At 66.1% G+C, this 21204-nt stretch carries 16 protein-coding genes and 2 tRNA genes; 14 read left to right on the top strand and 4 right to left on the bottom strand.

Annotated features, from left to right (window positions below; all coding sequences use genetic code 11):
* Positions 1 to 40: 40 nt before the first annotated feature.
* Positions 41 to 2602 carry a ComEC/Rec2 family competence protein gene (locus tag IPK69_07105; protein ID QQS07781.1) on the top strand — a complete coding sequence of 854 codons (2562 nt, stop codon included), beginning with the start codon at positions 41 to 43 and terminating at the stop codon, positions 2600 to 2602.
* Here the strand turns inward: IPK69_07105 and IPK69_07100 are convergent.
* Positions 2556 to 3515 (bottom strand): hypothetical protein, encoded by a 960-nt coding sequence (locus IPK69_07100; protein QQS07780.1) that lies wholly within the window; start codon positions 3513 to 3515, stop codon positions 2556 to 2558. The genes IPK69_07105 and IPK69_07100 overlap by 47 nt on opposite strands.
* Before the next feature lie 78 nt (positions 3516 to 3593).
* Between IPK69_07100 and IPK69_07095 the strand changes: the two genes are divergently transcribed.
* Entirely contained in the window at positions 3594 to 5597 is a 2004-nt protein-coding gene (locus tag IPK69_07095; GenBank protein ID QQS07779.1) for a hypothetical protein, read from the top strand.
* A 22-nt stretch (positions 5598 to 5619) separates the two neighbouring features.
* Here IPK69_07095 and IPK69_07090 read toward each other — a convergent pair whose 3' ends face one another.
* The gene (locus tag IPK69_07090; protein QQS10439.1) at positions 5620 to 6171 is read right to left on the bottom strand and encodes a TlpA family protein disulfide reductase; all 552 of its coding nucleotides are present in this window, start codon (positions 6169 to 6171) and stop codon (positions 5620 to 5622) included.
* Positions 6172 to 7166: 995 nt separating this feature from the next.
* On the opposite strand from IPK69_07090, the gene IPK69_07085 reads away from it, so the two are divergent.
* The 4 genes from IPK69_07085 (at position 7167) to IPK69_07070 (ending at position 13238) form a co-directional block, all read left to right on the top strand.
* Complete coding sequence (locus tag IPK69_07085; protein ID QQS07778.1) at positions 7167 to 7961, top strand: pyridoxine 5'-phosphate synthase; 795 nt, start codon at positions 7167 to 7169, stop codon at positions 7959 to 7961.
* 210 nt (positions 7962 to 8171) lie between these two features.
* The gene (locus IPK69_07080; protein ID QQS07777.1) at positions 8172 to 8465 is read left to right on the top strand and encodes a hypothetical protein; all 294 of its coding nucleotides are present in this window, start codon (positions 8172 to 8174) and stop codon (positions 8463 to 8465) included.
* Between the two features lie 180 nt (positions 8466 to 8645).
* Positions 8646 to 10106: a bifunctional folylpolyglutamate synthase/dihydrofolate synthase gene (locus tag IPK69_07075; protein ID QQS07776.1), complete on the top strand. Its 1461-nt coding sequence runs from the start codon at positions 8646 to 8648 to the stop codon at positions 10104 to 10106.
* Between the two features lie 222 nt (positions 10107 to 10328).
* On the top strand, positions 10329 to 13238 hold the full coding sequence (locus IPK69_07070; GenBank protein ID QQS07775.1) for a leucine--tRNA ligase: 2910 nt from the start codon (positions 10329 to 10331) through the stop codon (positions 13236 to 13238).
* Between the two features lie 34 nt (positions 13239 to 13272).
* Here the strand turns inward: IPK69_07070 and IPK69_07065 are convergent, their stop codons facing one another.
* Both IPK69_07065 and IPK69_07060 read right to left on the bottom strand, forming a co-directional pair.
* Positions 13273 to 14469: a hypothetical protein gene (locus IPK69_07065; GenBank protein ID QQS07774.1), complete on the bottom strand. Its 1197-nt coding sequence runs from the start codon at positions 14467 to 14469 to the stop codon at positions 13273 to 13275.
* Positions 14470 to 14474: 5 nt separating this feature from the next.
* Entirely contained in the window at positions 14475 to 15164 is a 690-nt protein-coding gene (locus tag IPK69_07060; protein QQS10371.1) for an RNA polymerase sigma factor, read from the bottom strand.
* Between the two features lie 201 nt (positions 15165 to 15365).
* Between IPK69_07060 and IPK69_07055 the strand changes: the two genes are divergently transcribed.
* The 8 genes from IPK69_07055 to IPK69_07020 all read left to right on the top strand — a co-directional run bounded on the left by IPK69_07055 (position 15366) and on the right by IPK69_07020 (position 21182).
* Positions 15366 to 15437: transfer RNA gene (locus IPK69_07055), tRNA-Thr, on the top strand.
* A gap of 127 nt (positions 15438 to 15564) precedes the next feature.
* Complete coding sequence (gene tuf, locus IPK69_07050) at positions 15565 to 16767, top strand: elongation factor Tu (protein ID QQS10370.1); 1203 nt, start codon at positions 15565 to 15567, stop codon at positions 16765 to 16767.
* 316 nt (positions 16768 to 17083) lie between these two features.
* Positions 17084 to 17266, top strand: coding sequence for a 50S ribosomal protein L33 (gene rpmG / locus IPK69_07045; protein ID QQS10369.1), 183 nt, complete (start codon positions 17084 to 17086; stop codon positions 17264 to 17266).
* A 97-nt stretch (positions 17267 to 17363) separates the two neighbouring features.
* Positions 17364 to 17436, top strand: a tRNA-Trp gene (locus tag IPK69_07040).
* Between the two features lie 131 nt (positions 17437 to 17567).
* Positions 17568 to 18263, top strand: a complete 696-nt coding sequence (secE, locus tag IPK69_07035; GenBank protein QQS10368.1) for a preprotein translocase subunit SecE — start codon at positions 17568 to 17570, stop codon at positions 18261 to 18263.
* A gap of 41 nt (positions 18264 to 18304) precedes the next feature.
* Positions 18305 to 18910 carry a transcription termination/antitermination factor NusG gene (gene nusG / locus IPK69_07030; protein QQS10367.1) on the top strand — a complete coding sequence of 202 codons (606 nt, stop codon included), beginning with the start codon at positions 18305 to 18307 and terminating at the stop codon, positions 18908 to 18910.
* 80 nt (positions 18911 to 18990) lie between these two features.
* On the top strand, positions 18991 to 20829 hold the full coding sequence (locus IPK69_07025) for an ABC transporter ATP-binding protein (protein ID QQS10366.1): 1839 nt from the start codon (positions 18991 to 18993) through the stop codon (positions 20827 to 20829).
* On the top strand, positions 20826 to 21182 hold the full coding sequence (locus IPK69_07020; protein ID QQS10365.1) for a hypothetical protein: 357 nt from the start codon (positions 20826 to 20828) through the stop codon (positions 21180 to 21182). The genes IPK69_07025 and IPK69_07020 overlap by 4 nt, the downstream gene beginning before the upstream one ends.
* The last annotated feature ends 22 nt before the right edge of the window (positions 21183 to 21204 follow it).

Raw genomic sequence — 21204 nt, 5'->3', positions numbered from 1 at the left:
GGCGGACGGGTGCTGGCGGGCGTGGCGTACGCTGGCGGGCATGCACCTGTCGAGTGACAACGCGTCGGGTCCGAGTGTGGCGCCGGCGAGGCAGAGGGCCTTTGGTGCGCTCGCGTGCTTCGCGATCGGAATCTGGGGGGCGCACACGCTGGAGATCGACGGCGTCTGGTGGCTCCTGGCCGGCGTGATGCTGCTCTCGGTCGCGGCGGCGCTCGTGCATGGGCGCCCGACGATGGTGCTCCTCGCGGCAGGCGTGACGCTCCTTGGGGGCGTGTTCCTGGTGCAATCCACGCACGATCGTGAGGCTGTGCGGTCTCGCGAGATGCTGGCGCGGCTCGTGGGCGACGGCTCGGTCCTGACGATCGATGGAGTTGTTGAGGAGGATCCACGCCCGGCGCGGAAGCCCGAGGCGCGGCTCGCGCCGTTTCTGCACCAGGGCGACTCGATCGTGATGCCGGTGAGCGCACGCCGAGTCGTCGGCGATTCGGCATCGACATCGATTCGCGGGCGCGTGTGGGTGGTCGTGGAACGAGGCGGCGTGCGTGAGTTGCCGGGGGCCGGCGCGGGCGTTCGCATCACGGGCCGGTTCTCGCTGCCCGATGAAGCCCGAAATCCGGGCGTGGCGACAGGCCCGGACTCGAGCGATGTGATCGGCACGCTCGCGTCGTCGTCGGCGACGCTGGTGCTGCCGCGGTCGGACGCGATCGAGTCGACCGTTGACGGCTGGCGAGCGTTCGCGTGGCGCACACGGGCGGCGCTGCGGGCGCGGGCGATGCGCGTGATGGACGCGGCGTGTGGAAGGCTCGCGCATGACGAACCGGCACGGGCGATGCTCTTCTCCATTCTGCTCGGGCAGTACGAGCCCGGAAGCGACGAGGTCCGCGGCGTTTTTACGCGGATCGGCTTGGCGCACGTCCTGGCGATCTCGGGGTTCCACATCACGGTGCTCGCGGGCGTCCTGCTCGCGTTGCTTCGACTCACCGGTGATCGCGGGTGGCTGGAGCCGGTGGTGGTGGGGGTGGTCGTGGTGCTCTACGCCGGCGTCGTGCCGCCGGCGTCTCCGATCAATCGCGCGGTGGCGATGGTGCTGCTGCTGCTCGCGGCGGAGGCGATCGGGCGGCGGTACGACCGGCTGACGATGCTCCTGTGGATCGCGATGGGAATGCTCGTCGTCGAGCCTGGGGCGCTGTGGTCGCTGTCGTATCAGTTGACGATCCTGCTCACGGGCGTTCTGTTCTGGTTGACCGGAGATTTTCGCGAGATTCTGTTTGGTCGGCCGGTGTTGGGCGTGGTGACCCGGCGACCGAGCGGGCCCCTGGCACGACTTGTCTTTGGCGCGCGTGAGACGTTCTCGACGACGCTCATGTGTGCGCTGGCGGCGACGCCGATCGTGATCGCGCGGACGGGCCTTCTCAGCCCGCTCTCGGCGGTGGTGCTCGTCGTGATCTCGCCTCTGGTGCTGGCGGTGATGATCCTGGGTGATGTGGCGCTGGTGGGCGGGATGGTGGTGCCCGCGCTGGCGGAGGGAATAGGGAGCGTGCTCGCGCCGGTGGCGCGGTGGTGCGTGGGACTGGCGGCGTGGTTCGATGCGCTTCCGGGGAGTTCGTTCGCTTTGCCACCGGTGCCGATGTTGTGGGGCGTGTGCGCCTCGGCGTTGATCGTATCGGCGGTGCGGCGAGGATCGGCGCGGAGGGCACGATGGTGGATGCTCGCGGGCGTCGTCGGGGTGTGGCTGGGTGTCGCGATGTACTCCGGCGGACTCCGGTCGGATGTGCGGCTTCGTGTCGACTCGCTCAGTGTCGGGAATGGCTCGTGCCTCGTGGTGCGCAGCGGGCGGGATGTTGTGCTGTGGGACGCGGGCGGGCTGGGGACGGGGGCGCGGCGTGGCGAGGTGCTCGCGGCATGCCGGGCGCTCGGGGCGTGGCGCGTGCCGACGGTTGTCGTGACGCATCCGGATCTCGATCACTTCGGCGAGTTGCCCGAGTTGTTGAGGCCGCTTGGCGTACGCGAGGTGTGCACGGGCGAGCGGTTCGTGGAACAGGCGCGCGAGAGACCTGATGGAGCCGCGGGCGTGGCGATGGCGGCGTTCGAGCGAGCGGGCGTGGTGGTGCGCGTGCTCAAGGCAGGCGAGGTGATGCGTCTGGGCGAGGTGGACATGGCGATCCTCTCGCCGCCGGGAGGCGTGGCGTGGGCGGTCGACAACGAGCACTCGATCGTGGCGGCGATCCGCAGACCGGGTGGTTCGGTGTCGGAGTGTCTCATGCTCCTGACGGGCGATCTGCAGGGCGAGGGCGTGCGGCACATGACAGCGGCGCATCCATCGCTGTCGGCGCAGATCGTGGAGGTGCCGCATCATGGATCCGCGGCGACGGACTCGATCGCGTGGGTGGCGGGGCTTCGGCCTCGTGTGACGCTGCAATCCACAGGGAGCCTCCGCGTGAATGATCCGCGGTGGGAGGTCGTGCGGTCGCGGTGTGCGTGGCTGTGCACGAGCGTGGACGGGGCCTCGTGGGCCGAGGTTCGGCGTGATGGATCGATTGTGGCGGGGGGCGTGATCAGCGGTGAACGGTCGGTGCCGGATGGTGCGGCTCCTCGCCCGTGAGGACGCGCCAGACATCGCGGACGACCCAACTCATGCGCGCGTGGGCGGCGGCGGTGGCGGCGGCGACGTGTGGCGTGAGGATCGCGTTGGGAAGGCCCAGCAGTGGTGAATCCGGGCAGATCGGTTCGGGATCATGGACATCGAGGATTGCGCGAGCGGCCTTGTTCGTGCGGAGGAATGCGGCGAGTGACTGCGCGTCGACGACGAAGCCTCGCGAGGTGTTGATGAGGATGGCGTCGGGCTTGATTCGTTGGAGGGCGCGATCGTTGATGAGGTGGCGATTGCCCGGGCGGTCGTCCACGTGGAGCGAGACGACATCGCACTCGGCGAGGACTCGGTCAATGGACGCCGGCTCGGCCCCCTCGCGATCAGGTTCTGGAAGATCGAGGAGATCGGTGTAGAGCGTGCGCATGCCAAAGGCTCGGGCGATGCGGGCGACGCGACGGCCCACGCGGCCCAGGCCGACGAGGCCCAGGGTCATCTCGCCGAGTTCGCGGCGAGCGATCGCGTCACGCCGGAGGTCCGTCCACTCGGCACGATCGCGCGGGGCGTGGATCACCGTGGGAATCGCACGCGTGGCCGCGAGGAGCGAGGCGAAGACATACTCGGCGACGGCTGTTGAGTTCGCGTCGGGGGTGTGAACGACTCGGATGCCCCGATCCGCACAGGCGACAAGGTCGATGTTGTCCACGCCGACGCCCGCCCGTCCGATGACCTTGAGTTTCGGGGCGCTCACGAGCAACTCCTGGCCGACGATGGTGTACGTGCGCACGACCATCGCCTGAGCATTCGCAAGCGAGGTTTGGAACTCGCTTGTTCCGACGCTGGCCTCGACGATGTCTGTGCGCTCGCGAAGCCACGCGACACAGGCGGGGTCGATGGGCTCGGTGATGAGGACCATGAGACGTGGCACCTTTGAAGGCTAGCGCCATGCGGCGAGTGATGGTCGGTTTCGCGGCTGGTCGCGTGCTCCATAGAGATACGATGGGCCATGGGCACGCGTTCGACTCAAGTTGCCACGTCAATGCGAGATTGGTTCCTGGTATTGGTCCTCGGTGTCGGGGTTCACGTCGGCACGGATCTTGCTCGTGGCCAGTCGCCCGAAACGCCCCCTGGCACGAACGGTGGGGCGCTTCCGGACCCTGCGGCGCTGCCGCCGCAGGTTCGGCTTGGGTATCGCGTGGATCGCACGCGCGCGTCGTTCACGCATGCCTCGACGGTCGTGATCGTGCGGAACGGGTGGTCGTATCTCAAGGCGATCGGCGCGTGGACGCCCGGCGTGAAGTTTCCCGTGCTGCTGGATGATGGCACGCGCGACGCGCGGGAGAACATCGCGCGATTCGTGCGGGCGTACAAGCCCAGACAGGTCATCGCGTGGGATGATGCCGCCGCCGAGGCGCCCGCGGACGCGAGGTCGTATCGCCCGACCCGTGGCGAGATTGATGTGGTGTTGGCGATGAGCGCCGGCTTTGGGCCTGGCGAGACGGGCAAACTCGGCGCGTACTACGCGCGGGTCCAGTCCCCCGGTCTTGTGATCTCGGATCTTCAAGACCCGGCGTGGACGGCGGCGGTGGCGCTCGCTGCGGGACGTAGCCAGCCGCTCGCCCTCGTGAGCGTGAAGGGGAACGTCGGCGACGTGATGAGTGCGAGCGACGCCAGTGCGCTCTGCGCCGAGATCGAGCGCGCCTGCGAGGCGACGGGTCTTTCGTGGCGTGAGCAGGGCGACGAGATCGAAGCGGTGACCCTGTGCCTCAACGCGCCCGCGCGATTCGACGTGGGTGAGAAGCACGTCGCCGCCCTTACCGATCGCGTGGGGCGGGATTCGAAGGAGCAGACCAAACGCTGGGCGTGGAGCGGCGAGATCATCGGCAACTCGTCGGTGGCGTCGTATCGCGCTATGTCGGCGATCTTCCTGATTCCCTCGTCGGCGTGGTGCTTCGATGGCTACCCGGACACCAAACCATGGAACACTTATGACGCGAGCGAGGCGGCGAAGATCCTCCGCGATCGCGGGCTCTCGGTCGTTGTCGATGACACGCCCGACCAATCGCTCACGACGTGGCGGTCGCGGGCTGCGGGGATGATCGACGCGGGCGTGATCCTCGTGAACTCCAAGGGCAACTCGGACTTCTTCGACCTCGAGCCGGGCACGGGCAAGCCCGGCGATGTGCCATTCCTCAAGATTCCGGCAATCGTGCACTTCGTTCATTCGTGGTCGGCGCAGAGTCCGTCGAACCGAAACTCGGTCGCAGGTCGCTGGCTGGAGCGTGGGGCGTACGCGTACGCGGGGTCGGTCGAGGAGCCGTATTTGCAGGGCTTCGTGCCCACGCCGATGGTCGCCCGACGGCTCGCGTCGGGCATGCCGTTCGGTGTTGCGGTGCGATTCGACGATGGACCAGTGTGGAAGATCGCGACGCTGGGCGATCCGCTCGTGACGCTCGGCCCGCCGATCGAGACGCGCGAGGCGCCAATCGCGCTCGCCGGCGGCACGCCGCTGGAAGAGATGCTGCAGATCCGCGTGGAACGCCGCGAGTTTTTCCACGTGCTGCGGATCCTGACGGTCATGGGTCGTGACGCCGACGTGCAGCGATTGGTGGCGTCGATGATCGCGAACAAGCCCGAGGAGTTGACCGAGGATGTGGCGGCCGAGGCGGTCATGCCGGTCTTCCGCGCGGGGGACCTGAAGACCCTGACAGGGGTTTATGCGAAGTTGAAGCCCAACGACGCGGCGGACGGCATGCACCGCGATGCGCTCTGGCTGAAGTCGTTCCGAGCCGACGACGCCAGGCGGCCCGAGGACGAGTTGCTCCGCCTGCTGCGCGACAACATTCGCCCCGAGCAGGCCGAGCGCGATGCCGCGGAACTCGCGTCGATGTGGCGTTCGGCGCATGGCAAGGACGACGCCGTGCAGATGCTGCAGGGTGTTCGCGATCACGCGAAAGTGCCGAGCGTGCGTGATGGAGCCGACGCGGTCCTCAAGAAGATGGGGCCATGAGCGACGGAGCAGGCGGCAACGCTCAGGGCTTGGCCTTGAGCGCGGTCTCCACGGCCTCGCGGATCTTCACCACGTTGTCCCTGGTGAAGCCCGTCTCCTGGAAGGCGACCTTGCCGTCGCGTCCGATGATGTAGAGTTGCGGGATGCCCGAGATGCCATAGGTGTTGGAGACCTTGCCGCCCTCGAGCAGACCCGTGTAGGTGAAGCCCTTCTTCTCCATGAACTTCGCGGGGTCGCCCTGGTTGTCCACGGCGATGCCCAGCACGACCAGCCCGACCTTGGCGAGATCCTCGTGCATCTTCTGGATGTAGGGCATCGCCTCCTTGCAGGGCGGGCACCATGTGGCCCAGAAGTCGAGCATGACGACCTTGCCCTTGTAGGACGAGAGCGTGTGCTCCTTGCCCGACGCGTCCTTGAGGGTGAAATCGGCAGGTGTATCGCCGACGTCGAAAGCGAGTTTGGGCATGCCCATCGAGGGATCATCGAGCACCAACTCCTCGGCCTTGTACCCCTCGGGCGTCGCGGGCGAGAACGTCTTCGCGTCGACCGCGCCGTCGATCACGAGGTCCTTCATGGCGATCGACGTGGCCATCGCCCCCTCGGGCATGTCGAACTCGGGGTAGTCGAGGCGGCGGAGGATGTGGTCCTTCCTGCCGATAGTGTAGCGGAAGACGAGCGTCTCCATCTTCTGCTTGACGACCGGGTCTGTACCTGCCGCGTCATCCGTAGTGAGTGGCTCCAGATCGCCTGGAACCGAGATGTGGACCTCGACGACGTCGCACTCGACGCCATCGATCGTCGTCGGCCCGGGCACCATCACGCTCGCGTCGGGCGGGGCGAGCATCGAACCCTCGGCGCCCACGAGCACCCCGGGGACGGCGAACATCGCGGGGAGGAAGGCGAAGCGCACCTTGTCGGGCGAGAAGGCCGCGGTCTGGACGACCTTGGACTCATCCTTGAACTCGAAGATGGTCGTGCCATCGAAGGCGGTGTGGATGGGGAGGGCCTTGGAGAAGTCGCCCGTCTCGATATCGGGGATCGTGCCGGTGACGAGGAACTTCCGGGCGAAGAGCCCCTCACCATTCTCGACATGCTCGCCGAGCACGATGGTGGCGCGGTGCTCGTTGGTCTTGGGCTTTGGGGGTAAGGCCGCGGGATCGTCGGCGGGCGGAGTCGTGCCGGGCTTGGGCGTGAGGGTTGAGGTTGTGACCACGCTGCAGGCGATCGTTCGCGTCTTGCCGGTCGCCTCGAGCATGGCCGCGAGGAGATCCCTGCCGACTTTGTCGACGCTCACCTTGGGTTCGTCGGCTTTCGTGCCGGCGGGCGCGGGCTTCAGCGCGGCTTCCTGGGCGAGTGCGCCAGGGTTCACGATCAGCAAGGCCGCAGCCGTCAGGGCGAGAACGTGTGGATGCATCGATTCGATCTCCGGGGCATTGAGTGGATGAGGCCGCCTGGCGAGTGGCGTTCCTGCGATGGAAGTCACCATTGTCGCGCGATTGCCCATGAGCGTAGTCGAGTGGGCATGGTGTTGTGTCACAACCGTCGAGTGGGGCAGGATACTGTTTCAGCATGCCGCAACTCTGTGTGAACATCGATCACGTCGCGACACTCCGGCAGGCGCGATATCGCCACGACAAGGACTATGGCGAGCCGGATGTGGCGCGTGCGGCCCACGAGGCGGAACTCGGCGGGGCCGACGGCATCACCGTCCACCTCCGCGAGGATCGGCGGCACATGATCGACGCCGACGTGGCGAGGCTCCGCGAGTTCGTCCGCGTGAAGTTCAATCTCGAGATGGCGGCGACGAGCGAGATGGTCGCCATCGCGAAGAAGATCAAGCCCCACACCGCGATGCTCGTCCCCGAGGGACGCATGGAGGTCACGACCGAAGGGGGCCTGAACGTCGTGAAGCATAAGAAGACGCTGACCACGGTCGTGAAGCGATTGAAGGACGCGGGGTGCGTCGTTTCGGCGTTCATCGACGCGGACCTGCGCCAGGTTGAGGCGGCTCACGACGCGGGATTCGATGTGTGCGAGGTCCACACCGGCCCGTATGCCCGGGCATTCCGGGCGGCGGGCGGCGATCTCCTGAACGAGGCGCTCCTCGTGGAACTCGAGTCGGTGGCGATCACGGGAGGTGAGATCGGGGCGGCGGGGATGCGCTTCAACGCCGGGCACGCGCTGAATCACGCGAACGTCACGCCGATTGCGGCCTTGCCGGGCGTGGCGGAGTTGCACATCGGGCATGCGATCGTCAGCCGGGCGGTCTTCGTGGGGCTGCGGGAGTCGGTGCGGGAGATGAAGGCGCTGCTCCAACATGCCGAGGACGCGCACCTGATGGATCTCGGTGGCGAGCACGCGTGAGGACGACACAATGAGCATCGGCATCGCCGAACACTTCCATTGGTTTCAGGAGTACGACCTCTGGGCGACGGATCGGACGCTGGTCTCGATCGACTCGATCCCCGAGGCACGCCGATCATCGCCCCAGGCCGTTCGGGCGATCCAGATCATGGCCCACGTCCAGATCGCCAGGCACGTCTGGCATTCGAGGGTCAGGGTGCCGCGTACGACATGCCCAAGGACTGGTTTCCCTCGTGGACGACCGAGCGGATCCGGGCCGAGGCGAAACGTCTTGATGGCGCGTGGTCGGGCGTGGTGGCGTCGCTCGCGACGGATGGCGGCGAACGCGAGGTGATGTATTCCAGTTCTGAGGGCCGACGATTTGTGAGCACGCTCCACGAGATCCTGACGCACGTCTTCAATCACTCGACCTACCACCGGGGTCAGGTCGCGCGGCTGGTTGTCGAGGCCGGCGGGACGCGCGCGGACACCGACGCGATCCTCATGACACGCCGAGAGTTGTGATCGATACGAAGTTCCGCGATGCAACTGTGGCGTCTGGAACCGCGTGATTCGCCGGGGCGAAGGGATCAAAGTATTTGGGGATTGTTTAGAACGCTGGTATACTGAACGACCGTGGCGAGAGAGAGATCCGGACAGGACGCGAGTAAAGAGCAAACACCTTCCAATCCGATGGGGGCGGTGTTGTCCACGCGCGTTGAGTTTGAGACCTACGACGCCGCCCTTGAGTATCTCTTCGGCCTGACGAACTTCGAGCGGGTTCGGCCGACGCAGGCCAGCCACGAGTTCAAACTCACGCGCACCCAGGCCATCCTCGAAGCGCTCGGCGAGCCGCACCGGACGTTCCGCAGCATCCATGTCGCTGGGAGCAAGGGCAAGGGGAGCGTCTGCGAGATGACGGCCGCCACGCTCATCGGCGGCGGGCTGACCGTGGGTCTGTACACAAGCCCCCACCTGATCGACATCCGCGAGCGGTTCCGCATCAACCACACGCCCATCGACGCCGAGACGCTGCGCCATCTCACCGAGCGTGTGGCGCGGGTCTGCAAGGCGCTCGAGAAGGAGCATGGCCCGCCGACGTACTTCGAGGTCGTAACGGCGGTGGCGTTCCTGTACTTCCAGGAGCAGGCCGTCGACATCGCCGTCATCGAGACCGGGCTGGGCGGGCGGCTGGACTGCACCAATGTCATCCGCCCGGAGGTGAGCATCATCACCGCGCTCCAACTCGAGCACACGGCGTTGCTCGGCACGACGCTCGACCAGATCGCCCGCGAAAAAGCCGGGATCATCAAGCAAGGCGTTCCCGTCGTGACCTGCCCGCAGGCGCCCGAGGCGATGGCCGTGCTCCAGGAAACCGCGACGCGATGCGGCTCGACGCTCCACGTCGTCGGCGAGACCCTCGAGTTCAACTACAGTTTCCAGCACAGCGCCCACCACGGGCGGCGATACCAGGTCGTGCTCAACACGACCGGCAAGGCCTACGACCACATCCCCGTTCCCCTCGACGGTGAGCACCAGGCCTGGAACTGCGGGATGGTGCTCGCGACGCTGAACGTGCTCGCGCAGAAGGGCCTCTCGATCCCCGACGATCGCCTGATCGATGGGCTGATGTCCACCCCCAGGCACGGGCGCCTGGAGCGCGTGTGCGACTCGCCGCCAATCTATGTCGATGGTGCGCACAATCCCGAATCGATCGAGGCGACGGTGCGCGCCCTGGGCACGCACGCCTCCGCCGACACGCTCGTGGCGATCTTCGGCTGCGCCAGCGACAAGGACGCAGGAGGCATGCTCAAGAACCTTGGGCTTGGCGCCGACAAGATCATCCTGACCAGGAGCGCCCACAACCCGCGCGCGAGCGACCCCAAGGACCTCGCGAAGAAACTCCAGGAACTCGGCGGGCGATCCGCCCAAATCGCGCCCACCGTCCGCGAGGCGCTCGCCCTGGCGACCAAGGCGATCACCAAGAACGACGTGATCCTCGTCACCGGGTCGTTCTATGTCGCGGGAGAGGCCAAGCAGATCGTGCTCGAGCAGCGATCCAAGGCCGAGGCCGAGCGGAGGCCACCGGAAAACCCGAACACGATCGCCGAGACCAAGCCCGGGGCGACAAACCCGAGCGAGCGCCCGCCCAAGCGAACCGCGTGACTATCCTGTGGGCATCATGACGCACCCCGCACGCACAACGTATTGCCGCAACGCCGGCCCGAGGTTCGGGGTGCCTCGCTCGCTGCTTCTGCGCCTCACGTTCCAGCACTGACGCACGCGGCCCACACGCCTATGACCACATCAGGCCCCGCTCGTCGGGGCCATGTTTTTTCTTGCCAGTTCGCTATTCGAATACCCGCCAACGCCGAATCGAGACCCGCCATGACCGACACATCCTTGCCACGCCCCACTCATGACTCTGCGCCGCGTGCGGAGAATCCCTTCCGATACACCGCGCGACTCGCCGACGAGATCGAGACGCGATGGCAATCGTTCTGGCGTGACCACAACACCTTCCGCGCCCCCAACCCGGGTGAGCCGGGCTTCGACGCGTCTCGGCCCAAGTTCTACTGCCTCGACATGTTCCCGTATCCCAGCGGCGCTGGGCTTCACGTCGGGCATCCCGAGGGATACACCGCGACCGACATCATCTCACGCTTCCGCCGAATGAAGGGCCAGAACGTCCTTCACCCGATGGGCTGGGACGCGTTTGGTCTCCCCGCGGAGCAGTACGCGATCCAGACCGGCGTCCACCCTGCGAAGACCACGCGCGGCGCGATCGACAACTTCCGCCGCCAACTCCAGCGCTTCGGCTTCAGTTACGACTGGTCGCGAGAGTTCGGCACGATCGATCCGGAGTACTACCACTGGACACAGTGGATCTTCCTGCGCCTGTACGACGCGTGGTTCGACGAGGCGAAGGGTTCGGCACGCCCGATCGAAGACCTCGTGCGCGAGTTCGAGTCAGGGGCGCGTGTCGTCCGTTTCAACCCCGCCGCCGACGAGATTTCCAAGGAACGACGCGAGTCCCAATCGCCGAAGACCGGCCTGGGCGAGTGGGCGTCGCTCGATGCCGAATCGAGGCGTGAGGTGATCAACTCGTATCGCCTCGCCTACGTCGGCGAGACGACGGTCAACTGGTGCCCGAAACTCGGCACGGTCCTCGCGAACGACGAGGTCATCGACGGTCGCAGTGAACGCGGCGGCTATCCCGTCGTGCGAAAGCCGCTACGCCAGTGGATGTTCCGCATCACGGCCTATGCCGAGCGCCTGCTCCGCCAACTCGACGATCTTGACTGGCCCGAGAGCACCAAGGCGATGCAACGCGAGTGGATCGGCAAGAGCGAGGGCGCGGAGATCGAGTTTGAGGTGCCAGGCGCACCCACCCTCCGCGTCTTCACCACCCGCCCCGACACCCTCTTCGGCGCGACATACATGGTCGTCGCTCCCGAGCATCCGCTCGTCGAGAGCGTGCTGGCCGCGCCCGGCGAACGCACCGACGTCTCCAAGGTCCGTGCGTACGTCGAGGCCGCCCGCAATCGTTCCGACATCGAGCGAATGGAGAGCAAGACCAAGACGGGCGTCGATCTCGGTCTCAACGCGGTCAACCCCGCGACGGGCACGCGCATCCCGATCTGGGTCGCCGACTACGTCCTCATCGGGTATGGCACGGGCGCGATCATGGCCGTGCCCAGCGGCGACGAACGCGATTTCGAGTTCGCCAAGGTATTCAGCCTGCCCGTGGTTCGAGTTGTCGAGCCCGCGGGCGACGCGGCACGCTCTAGACCTCTCAAGCCCGACGAGTGCTTCAGCGGCGAGGGGCTCTCGGTGAACTCCTCCGGCCCGGAGTTCTCCATCACCGGTCTAACAACCGCCGATGCCAAGAGAAGCGTGATCGAGTGGCTCGAGCGCACGGGCCGGGGCACGCGCCGCGTGAACTATCGCCTGCGCGACTGGACCTTCTCGCGCCAGCGATACTGGGGCGAGCCGTTCCCCATCGTTTTCGATGACGCGGGCAACCACTACCCCGTGATGGACTCGCACCTGCCCGTGCGCCTGCCGGACCTCGCCGACTATGCGCCCATCGAGAGCGACGACCCCAAGCCGCTACTCGCGAAGGCGACGGATTGGGCGCGTCTCACCGCGAAGGAAGCAGGCGTCGATCCGGCGCTCCTGCCGCCCGACACGCCCGTCACGCGCGAGTGCAACACCATGCCCGGGAGCGCCGGGAGCAGTTGGTACTTTCTGCGCTACTGCGACGCGAAGAACAAGAACGCGCCCGCGTCTCGTGCCGCGCTCGAAGCGTGGATGGGCGAGAAGGGCGTGGACCTGTACGTCGGCGGGAGCGAGCACGCCGTGGGCCACCTGCTGTACTCGCGGTTCTGGACCAACGCGCTCTTCGATCTGGGCGTGGTTCCCTGCCGCGAGCCGTTCCACACACTCTTCCACCAGGGGCTGATCACGAGTTTCGCGTACCAGCGATCCGACAAGAGCCTCGTCGCGGTCGATCTCGTGGACGAGACGCCCGAGGGCACATTCGTGGAGCGCTCCACCGGCGAGCGCGTCACGCAGATCACGGCGAAGATGTCCAAGAGCCTGAAGAACGTCGTGAATCCCGACGACGTGATCGCCGAGTTCGGGGCCGACACGTTCCGCCTGTATGAGATGTACATGGGCCCGCTCGAGGCGACCAAGCCCTGGAACCCACGAGATATAACGGGGCTCTTCCGGTTCCTGCAACGGGCGTGGCGACTCATCGTGAACGAGGAGACGGGTGAGATTCGTGCCATCAAGGGTTCGAGCGATGATCTGGACCGCAAACTCCACCGCCTGATCGCCAAGGTCGAGAGCGACGTCGATCGCCTGGCCTTCAACACGCCGATCGCCGCGATGATCGAGTTCGTGAACGCCGCGACGTCGGCCGATTCCGGCTCGGGATCGCTCACGCGTGATCAGATCGGTGTCTTCGTGCGGGTGCTGTGTCCCTTTGCGCCGCACCTGGCCGAGGAGATCTGGCAGCGTGCCGGGTTTGAGAACGACAATACATCGTGCTGCTCGCTCGCGCCATGGCCCATCCACGACCCGGCAAAGCTCAAGGACTCATCGATCGAGATTCCCGTCTCGGTGCTGGGGAAGGTGCGCTCGCGCGTCGTTGTGCCGGCGGATGCCGACGCGAGAACAATGGAGGCGGTGGCCCTCGCCGACGCCGCGATCCAGAAACAAATCGAAGGCAAGGCGATCAAGAAGGTGATCGTCGTGCCGGGCAAGATGGTGAATATCGTGACGGGGTGAGCGCGACGGAATCACCGCGACCCAGTGTTCGTGCTCAGGGCTCAAAGATGACCGGGATCGTGACCTTCGGCGTCCACTCAGCGCTCGGACGCGTCCACCAGAAAACCGACTCGGCGTCGAGGTCCTGCGGGCCCTCGGCAGCAATCGGGAGTTCTGTGAGTTCGACCGTGACCGCACCCTCGAGCGCCAAGGCCTCGGCGAGCGCCTGCAGCGACTCTGGCGTTGGCGACATCTCGACAGATGCCGTGAGAGGCGTGGCGGGAGCGAACGCGGCACGGGGCGCCTCGTGCCTCGGGAGCACGATCGGGGGCAAGCCAGGCCCGAGCGAGACGACCACCGGATCGGCGGGCGTTGACGCCTCTTTTGCCACGCGGGCGAGAGGCGCGTGCTGGGCAAGCCAGGCGACGACCGCGTCGTGGGTCGTCGGCGAGATCGAGTTGGTCCACCGCATGGTGCCGCCGCCGGCGAGCGAGAGATTCGCGCTCTTGAGCAGTTTCGACGCGTCCACGCCGACGACGCGGAGGGCCAGTCGCCCACGCGTCGCGAGGTCCACGGCCTCATCGAACCCGATCGACGCCACAGGACCGAAATCGGCGATCATGGCAGCAGGAGCGGGGACCATCGCCGCGTCGGCGTGCCCGAGCAACCCATCCACTGGGCTCATGTCCGTGGTCTCGGCGTTCGCGATGGTCATGCCATCGGTGTTCTGATTGAGGCGATTCTGATCGTTCGCGTCGGCGACGATCGTGCCCTTGCCCGGGAACTGGAGCGGGCCGGCCCTATTCATCACGAAGTAGCCCCACATCGCCCCCGCGCCAAGAAGCAGCGCGATACCGGCGGCCATCACCGCCCGCGGCGCCCGCCCGATCCGCGCGAGCACCCCGGGACCACGGACCACCTGCACCTGCGAGACCGGAATGAAGTCGGTCTCCGGCTCGACCAGGCCGCGGTGTGTTCCGCGTGGCGCGGCAGGCCGGGTGTCATCGAAGAGCGCCTCGCGCTCCAACGCCGCCAGAATGCCCTCGGCCAATCCGGCGGGGGCCGGCTCGTTGCAGGCCTCGGCGAGCATCGCGCGATCGCGACGCATCCGACCCACGACCCTCGCCATGTCCGGATGGACGCGGGCCAACTCGGCCTGGCGGTCAGGGGCGAGTTCGCCCTCGATCCACGCGAGCATCACGCCCTCATCGAGCGATGGTCCAAAGTTCGGATTGGCCCGGCTCTCTGCCATACGCCTCACGATTCCCCGTCGGCGTCTACCTCGCCGATCCCGTGCTTCTGCATCGCCTCGATGGCCTCGCGGAGCGCGACACGCGCCCGAAAGAGTCTGCTCTTCACCGTCCCGACCGCGATCCCGAGTGTTTCCGCGATCTGCTCGTAGTCCAAATCCCGACCGTCCCGAAGGATGAGGATCGCCCGTTGCTCCGGGTCCAGCGTCTGGAGCCCGGCCGACAAAAGGCGTCGCTCGTCTTGTCTTTCGACACCTGAGCCGGGCGAGAGTTCCCGCTCCTGGATCATCGAGGCGCCCCAACTGGCCGCCCCGGCCGCCCCTTCCACGTCCTTGCCCGGCGCATCCAGGCTCGCGTGGCGACGGAGTTTCTCGGACCGAAGTTTCGAGAGGCAGACATTCATCGTGATCCGGTAAGCCCAGGTCGAGAACTTGCTCCGCCCGTCATATGTGTCCAGGCCCTTGATGATCTTGAGAAACGCATCCTGGGTCAGGTCGGCGGCCATGTCCCGGTTATGAACCATCTTCAAACACAACCCGAACATTCGAGACTGGTACATCCGGATGAGCTCGGGCCAGACCGACTGGTCTCCCTTCTGGGCGGCGGCGACGAGGTGCTGCTCGCGTGCGTCTTCGATGGGAAGCGGGGCCGGAGTGGCCTCTGGAGAGCGTTCGGAGTTGGGCTTCGAGGAGTGCAAGACCCAATCCTATCGAACGCCAGGGGGAGTTGGGGTGAAACGGCGGAATGGAGTGGTCGGATCGTGTTTCAAGGTGAGAGTTGGGGAGGATTGACCGGAAAGTGGCGCGGTCTATTATGTTGGCCCGTTCGCCAGCCGCAATGCCGGTGCGCGGTTCGCTCGCCGATGGGGCCTCCCCAACAGTCCTCAACGGGAGCTCTGGCCGCTGTAGCTCAGTGGTAGAGCGCACCCTTGGTAAGGGTGAGGTCGTGGGTTCAAATCCCACCAGCGGCTTGTCTTTGTGATCGACCGCCGTGTCGGCTCGCCTGGCGCTTGGAGTCCGGGCTGGAGAGTGCGACGAAGCGGCGGAGTGTGGAATCGGTCCGCGGTGGCGGGCCACTGGTTTCGGAGGTTTCTGGTCATGGCCAAAGGTGAGTTCAAGCGCACAAAGCCCCACGTGAACGTCGGCACGATCGGTCACATCGACCACGGTAAGTCGACCCTCACCGCGGCCCTGTCGGCTCGCTCGGCCGCCCGATTCGGCGGCATCATCAAGTCGTACGCGGACATCACCAAGGGTGGTACCGTCCGTGACGCCAACAAGACCGTCACGATCGCCTCGTCTCACACCGAGTACGAGACCGAGAAGCGCCACTACGCCCACGTCGACTGCCCGGGCCACGCCGACTTCGTCAAGAACATGATCACCGGTGCCGCCCAGATGGACGGCGCGATCCTGGTCGTGTCCGCGGCGGACGGCCCCATGCCCCAGACGCGCGAGCACGTCCTGCTCGCCCGCCAGGTCGGCGTCCCCCACATCGTCGTCTTCCTCAACAAGGTCGACCTCGTCGACGACCCCGAACTCCTCGATCTCGTGGAACTCGAGGTCCGTGAACTCCTCAAGAAGTACAACTTCCCCGGCGATGAGACTCCCGTCATTCGTGGGCAGTCCAAGGCCGCCCTCGAGAACCCCAAGGACGACGCGATCTGCAAGCCGATCGATGAGCTCTTCACCGCGATCGACACCTTCATCCCCGAGCCCGTCCGCGACATCGACAAGCCCTTCCTCATGTCCATCGAGGACGTCTTCTCGATCAAGGGTCGTGGTACCGTCGCCACCGGTCGTATCGACCGCGGCGAGGTGAAGGTCGGCGACACCGTCGAGATCGTCGGCCTGACCAAGGAGGTCAAGCCCACCGTCGTCACCGGCGTCGAGATGTTCCAGAAGACCCTCGACCGCGGCATCGCCGGCGACAACGTCGGCGCCCTGCTCCGTGGCGTCGAAAAGAACGACATCGAGCGCGGGCAGGTCCTCTGCAAGCCCAAGAGCATCACCCCCCACGCCAAGTTCAAGGGCGAGGTCTACATCCTCACCAAGGAAGAGGGCGGGCGCCACACGCCGTTCTTCTCCGGCTACCGCCCCCAGTTCTACTTCCGCACCACCGACGTCACCGGGACGACCAAACTCCTCGGCGGCGCCGAGATGTGCATGCCCGGCGACAACATCCAGATGGAAGTCGACCTCATGGGCAAGCCCATCGCCATGGAAAAGGGCCTCCGCTTCGCCGTCCGTGAGGGCGGGCGAACGATCGGCTCCGGCGTTGTGACCGAGATCCTCGACTAAACCCCGAACGCCCGGGCGATCGGCGTCGGCACAAGCCGAGGCCTCGCCCCGCCTACTGTTCTCTGACGCCGTCCGGATCCACATGGGTCCGGACGGCGCTTTCAACAAGGGACCACGCGGTCCGAACCCGGCACCCATCCCTCGGCACCCCCGTGCCGATGGCTCGGCCGACTCAGAAAACGACTTCCGGTGGCTGGAAGACGGTTGTTCAGGGTTGACCGATGGGCTCGGCGGCCGGGACGTTCGGGAGCGCGTGGTGCCTTGGTGGTGGGTCTTTTCTTTGTGATTTCGCGGATTCTGAAAGCGGGAACATCCCATGGCCAAGAAGAAATCTCTAGCGCGTGAGTACATCTGGCTCCAGTGCACCGAGACCGGCGACCTCAACTACCGCACCAGCGTCAACGTGAAGGGTGGCCTTCCCGAGGGCCTCAAGGAGGGCCTCCTGAAGTACTCACCGCGGCTGCGCAAGCACACCAAGCACAAGATCAAGCGCAAGTAATCGATCGTGCACGGCGACTCGGGCGGTTCACGATCGGACCCCGGAGCGGCACGCCGCATCGAAGGATTGGTGGGGCGTCCGTGCCCCGACAGGTCGAACGCCGGTAGCTCAATTGGTAGAGCAGCGGATTCCAAATCCGCAGGTTGCGGGTTCAAGTCCCTCCCGGCGTGTTGGAATCCAGCGCGGCCTGGCGGCCGACGCCAGGCGAGCACTGGCCACGAGTGATGTGGTCACGAGTGGAGTGATTGAGTTTTCATCGCCGGCACGGGTCCGTCGGCGAAAGAGTGAGTTGGATCGACGCATGAGCACGAAAGTCGAGCACGGACTCTATCGATTCGGGCAGGGATACTGGGTTCGCGTCCTCACGGCCGCGTTCGCCGGGCTCCTGGTCGTGGCCGCCTCCATGTGGATCGCGGGGCAGATCAACGCCCAGGCGAACTTTCTCCCCAAGCCCACGTGGCGCATCACGCTCGGGGCGCTCAAGGGTGAGCCTGCACCCGGTGCGGCGATCGAACTGGTGGACAACCGGGCCGAGCCGCCGCTCAAGATCGCCGATGCCGTCATCGACCGCGTCGCCTCGGTCTCGACCCAGCGAGCCGAGGGTGAACTCGTCATCCGCGACATCGTGCTCGCCGACAAGAACCACGCCGTGACGGACGCCCGTGCGTTGTCGGGGCCAGGTCTCTCGGCCTCAGTCCGCAACCCCGTGGGGATACCGCTCCTCAACCCGACCTATCTCTCGGTAGGCGGCGCCTCGCTCGTGCTCATCCTGGGCGTGGTCCTGATCTTCTACTACGTCGGCAGGAAGCACCACAGCGTGGACTTCCTCGTCGCCGTTGATGAGGAGATGAAGCGTGTACACTGGTCGACGTACAAGACCATCAAGGACTCGACGATCGTTGTGGTCGGCGCCACGTTCATCATTGCCGGCTTCCTCTTTGTCGCCGACTGGACCTTCTCGACCGTGTACCAGTTGATCGGCCTCCTGCCCAAGTAGTCCGCGCCCGTTCCCGAACGACCCGCCCGTAAGGACGACCCATGACCGAGACCACCGGCACCCTGACCCACGACGAGCCGCTCCGCCAGGAGGGGATGAACTGGTTCGTCCTCCGCGTCGCGTCCAACAAGGAATCGTCGGTCCGCGAGACGCTCCTCCGCAAGGTCCAGATCGAGGGCATGACCCACCTCGTCGGGCGCATCCTCGTCCCCACCGAGAAGACCAAGACCATCAAGGCCGGCAAGCAGAAGATCACCGAGACCAAGCTCTACCCGGGCTATGTCTTCGTCGAGATGCGCCTCGAGCCCGATGGCCGAATCCTCCAGGACGTCTTCTTCCTCATCAAGGAGACGACCGGCGTCGGCGACTTCGTTGGTCCGGCGGGGCGCCCCACGCCCATGGCCGACCACGAGATCGAGAAGATGCTCAAGGACTCGCGCAAGCCCGAGGACGAGCCGATCGTCAAACTCGTCTTCGCCAAGGGCGAGCACGTTCTCATCAAGGAAGGTCCCTTCCAGGGCTACGAGGGGACCGTGGACGAACTCCTCCCCGAGAAGGGTCTCGTCCGCGTCCTCGTCACGATCTTCGGCCGCCAGGCGCCCGTCGAACTCGAAGAGTGGCAGATCGGCAAGGCCGAGAACGTGTGAGAGAAGCATCGGGGATCAGGAATCGGGCATCGGTTCGTCCGCCTGATGCCTGTCGCCCGATCCCTGGTGCCTGAATCCCCATGCCATCCGCCTTCTGGACATTCGCCAAGAGCATGCTCCGCCATCGGGCGATGCTGCTCGGCACGTTCTCTATGGTCGGCGTCTCGTCCCTCACCCTCGGCGTCGGGCTCGCCGGGGCTAAGCCTATTCTCGACGGCCTGCTCGGCGGCACCAAGGCCCTCCCCGACCTCGCCCTCGATCTCAACACGGCGCTCGCAACCAACACGATCATCAAGGCGTTGGGAGGCATTCAGATCCCCCAAACCTGGATCGATCAACTCCCCACGAACCACTTCACAGGCCTCGTCTGGATCATGGCCTCGCTCGCCGTGCTCGCGGTCATAGGCTCGATCGCCAACTTCTTCCACGCCTACTTCTCGCTGACGATCGTCCACCGCGTGATGACCGACATCCGGCGCGACGCCTTCCACAGCGTCATCCGCGCCCCGCTCAGCCGGGCGGTCAAGGATGGCACGAGCGATTGGGTGAGCCGCATCGTCAACGACGTCCAATCGCTCGGCGGCGGATTCAACCAACTCCTTTCCAAAGCCGTGCTCCAGGTCTTCAAGGGCGTCGCCGCGATGGTGGTCGCGCTGTACTTCGACTGGCGCGCCACGCTCGGCGCGATCCTCGTCGCGCCGGTGCTCTACACGATCATCCGCAAACTGGGCAAGCGCATCCGACGGGCCGCCGGGGCCGCGCTCCAATCCCAGGCCCGGATGCTGCACACGGCCCAGCAGTCGCTCCAGGCGCTCCGCGTCGTGAAACTCAACAACGCCGAACGCCGCGAGTCCGGGCGATTCCACCGCATCAACAAGGACGTCATGCGTGAGATGAACCGCGTGCGCACCGTCCGATCCCTCGCCAGCCCGCTCACGGAGATGCTCTCGATCTTCCTGCTCTGCGCCCTGGTGCTCCTCGCGGCGTGGTACATGCAGCGCCAGAACGTCCCACCGGGGAACTTCCTGCTCGCACTCATGGCGCTGGGTGTCGCGGGCGCCTCACTCAAGCCGCTCACGGGGATCGTGAATGACATCCAGTCAGCCTCTCCCGCCGCCGATCGTTTGCAGATGATGCTGGGCGTCGAGCGTGAGTCCGGCCACGATCGCCGGCTCCCCAAGTTGCCGCCGCATTCCAGGTCCATCGAGTTCAAGAGCCTCACTTTCACATATCCCGGTGCGCCGGCGCCCGCGCTCCGCGACGTGTCGATCGCGGTGCCCCACGCCCAGCGATTGGTCGTCGTGGGCCCGAACGGCTCGGGCAAGACAACGCTCCTCTCGCTCCTCCCGCGGCTCTACGACCCCGACTCGGGCGTGGTCCTGGTTGATGGCGTGGACGTGAAGAGTGTTTCGATCCGTTCGCTGCGCTCGCAGATCGCCGCGGTGACGCAAGACGTCGTGCTCTTCGCCGACACGATCGCCGCGAACATCGCGTATGGCGCCGAGGGCGTGACCGACGCCGACATCGTCGCCGCCGCCACCAAGGCGCGGGCCCACGAGTTCATCAGCGCATTACCGAATGACTACGAGACGCTCCTGTCTGAGCAAGGCGCCGGCCTCTCGGGCGGGCAGCGCCAGCGGATCTCCATCGCGCGGGCCATCCTTCGCAACCCGCGGATCCTCCTCCTCGACGAGGCGACGAGCATGATCGACACCGAGTCCGAGCACGCGATCGCAGAGGCACTCGCCGAGTTTTCCAAGGGTCGAACGACCATCACCGTGGCCCACCGCGCCCAGACGATCCTGAACGCCGAGCGCATCGTGGTCCTCGATGCCGGGCGCGTCGTCGACGATGGGCGGCATGCCGAACTCATGGATCGTTGCGAGGTCTATCGTCGCATCATCGGCGAGAGCGTGTGAACATCATGCATCGCGAGGGCATCAATCCCGAGAACGCCACGGCCGAGGACTTCCTCTGTGATTTCTGCGGGCAGTGCTGGGCCGAGGATCGGCCGATGGTCGAGGGCCATCGCGGCAGCCTGATCTGCGCCAAGTGCCTCACGCTCGCCTACGACGAACTCTGGAACCGGCTCGCGGGCGAGCCGATCCCCGAGGGATCGACCTGCGTTCTGTGCCTCGAGCGACGGGATGACCCCGCGTGGGCCTCGCCGATGAATGCCTCGCTCGTGTGCAAGCGCTGCGCAAAGCAATCGGTCGTCATGCTCGAGCGCGACCCGGACTCAAACTGGAAACGCCCAAAGCCGGGCGCGTGAAGTTCCGAATACCCCCCACGCT

The organism is Phycisphaerales bacterium (assembly GCA_016699835.1).
In the GTDB taxonomy this organism is placed as follows: domain Bacteria; phylum Planctomycetota; class Phycisphaerae; order Phycisphaerales; family UBA1924.
The sequence above is the reverse complement of the archived record's forward strand: the minus strand, read 5'-3'. Positions and strand labels throughout refer to the sequence as shown.

What these genes read in the sequence shown, in the direction of transcription:
- IPK69_07105 (QQS07781.1), top strand. Translation starts at nt 41, where the DNA reads ATGCACCTGTCGAGTGACAACGCGTCGGGTCCGAGTGTGGCGCCGGCG.
- IPK69_07095 (QQS07779.1), top strand. Translation starts at nt 3,594, where the DNA reads ATGGGCACGCGTTCGACTCAAGTTGCCACGTCAATGCGAGATTGGTTC.
- IPK69_07090 (QQS10439.1), bottom strand. Translation starts at nt 6,171, where the DNA reads ATGAAGGACCTCGTGATCGACGGCGCGGTCGACGCGAAGACGTTCTCG.
- IPK69_07085 (QQS07778.1), top strand. Translation starts at nt 7,167, where the DNA reads ATGCCGCAACTCTGTGTGAACATCGATCACGTCGCGACACTCCGGCAG.
- IPK69_07080 (QQS07777.1), top strand. Translation starts at nt 8,172, where the DNA reads ATGCCCAAGGACTGGTTTCCCTCGTGGACGACCGAGCGGATCCGGGCC.
- IPK69_07070 (QQS07775.1), top strand. Translation starts at nt 10,329, where the DNA reads ATGACCGACACATCCTTGCCACGCCCCACTCATGACTCTGCGCCGCGT.
- IPK69_07065 (QQS07774.1), bottom strand. Translation starts at nt 14,469, where the DNA reads ATGGCAGAGAGCCGGGCCAATCCGAACTTTGGACCATCGCTCGATGAG.
- tuf (QQS10370.1), top strand. Translation starts at nt 15,565, where the DNA reads ATGGCCAAAGGTGAGTTCAAGCGCACAAAGCCCCACGTGAACGTCGGC.
- rpmG (QQS10369.1), top strand. Translation starts at nt 17,084, where the DNA reads ATGGCCAAGAAGAAATCTCTAGCGCGTGAGTACATCTGGCTCCAGTGC.
- secE (QQS10368.1), top strand. Translation starts at nt 17,568, where the DNA reads ATGAGCACGAAAGTCGAGCACGGACTCTATCGATTCGGGCAGGGATAC.
- nusG (QQS10367.1), top strand. Translation starts at nt 18,305, where the DNA reads ATGACCGAGACCACCGGCACCCTGACCCACGACGAGCCGCTCCGCCAG.
- IPK69_07025 (QQS10366.1), top strand. Translation starts at nt 18,991, where the DNA reads ATGCCATCCGCCTTCTGGACATTCGCCAAGAGCATGCTCCGCCATCGG.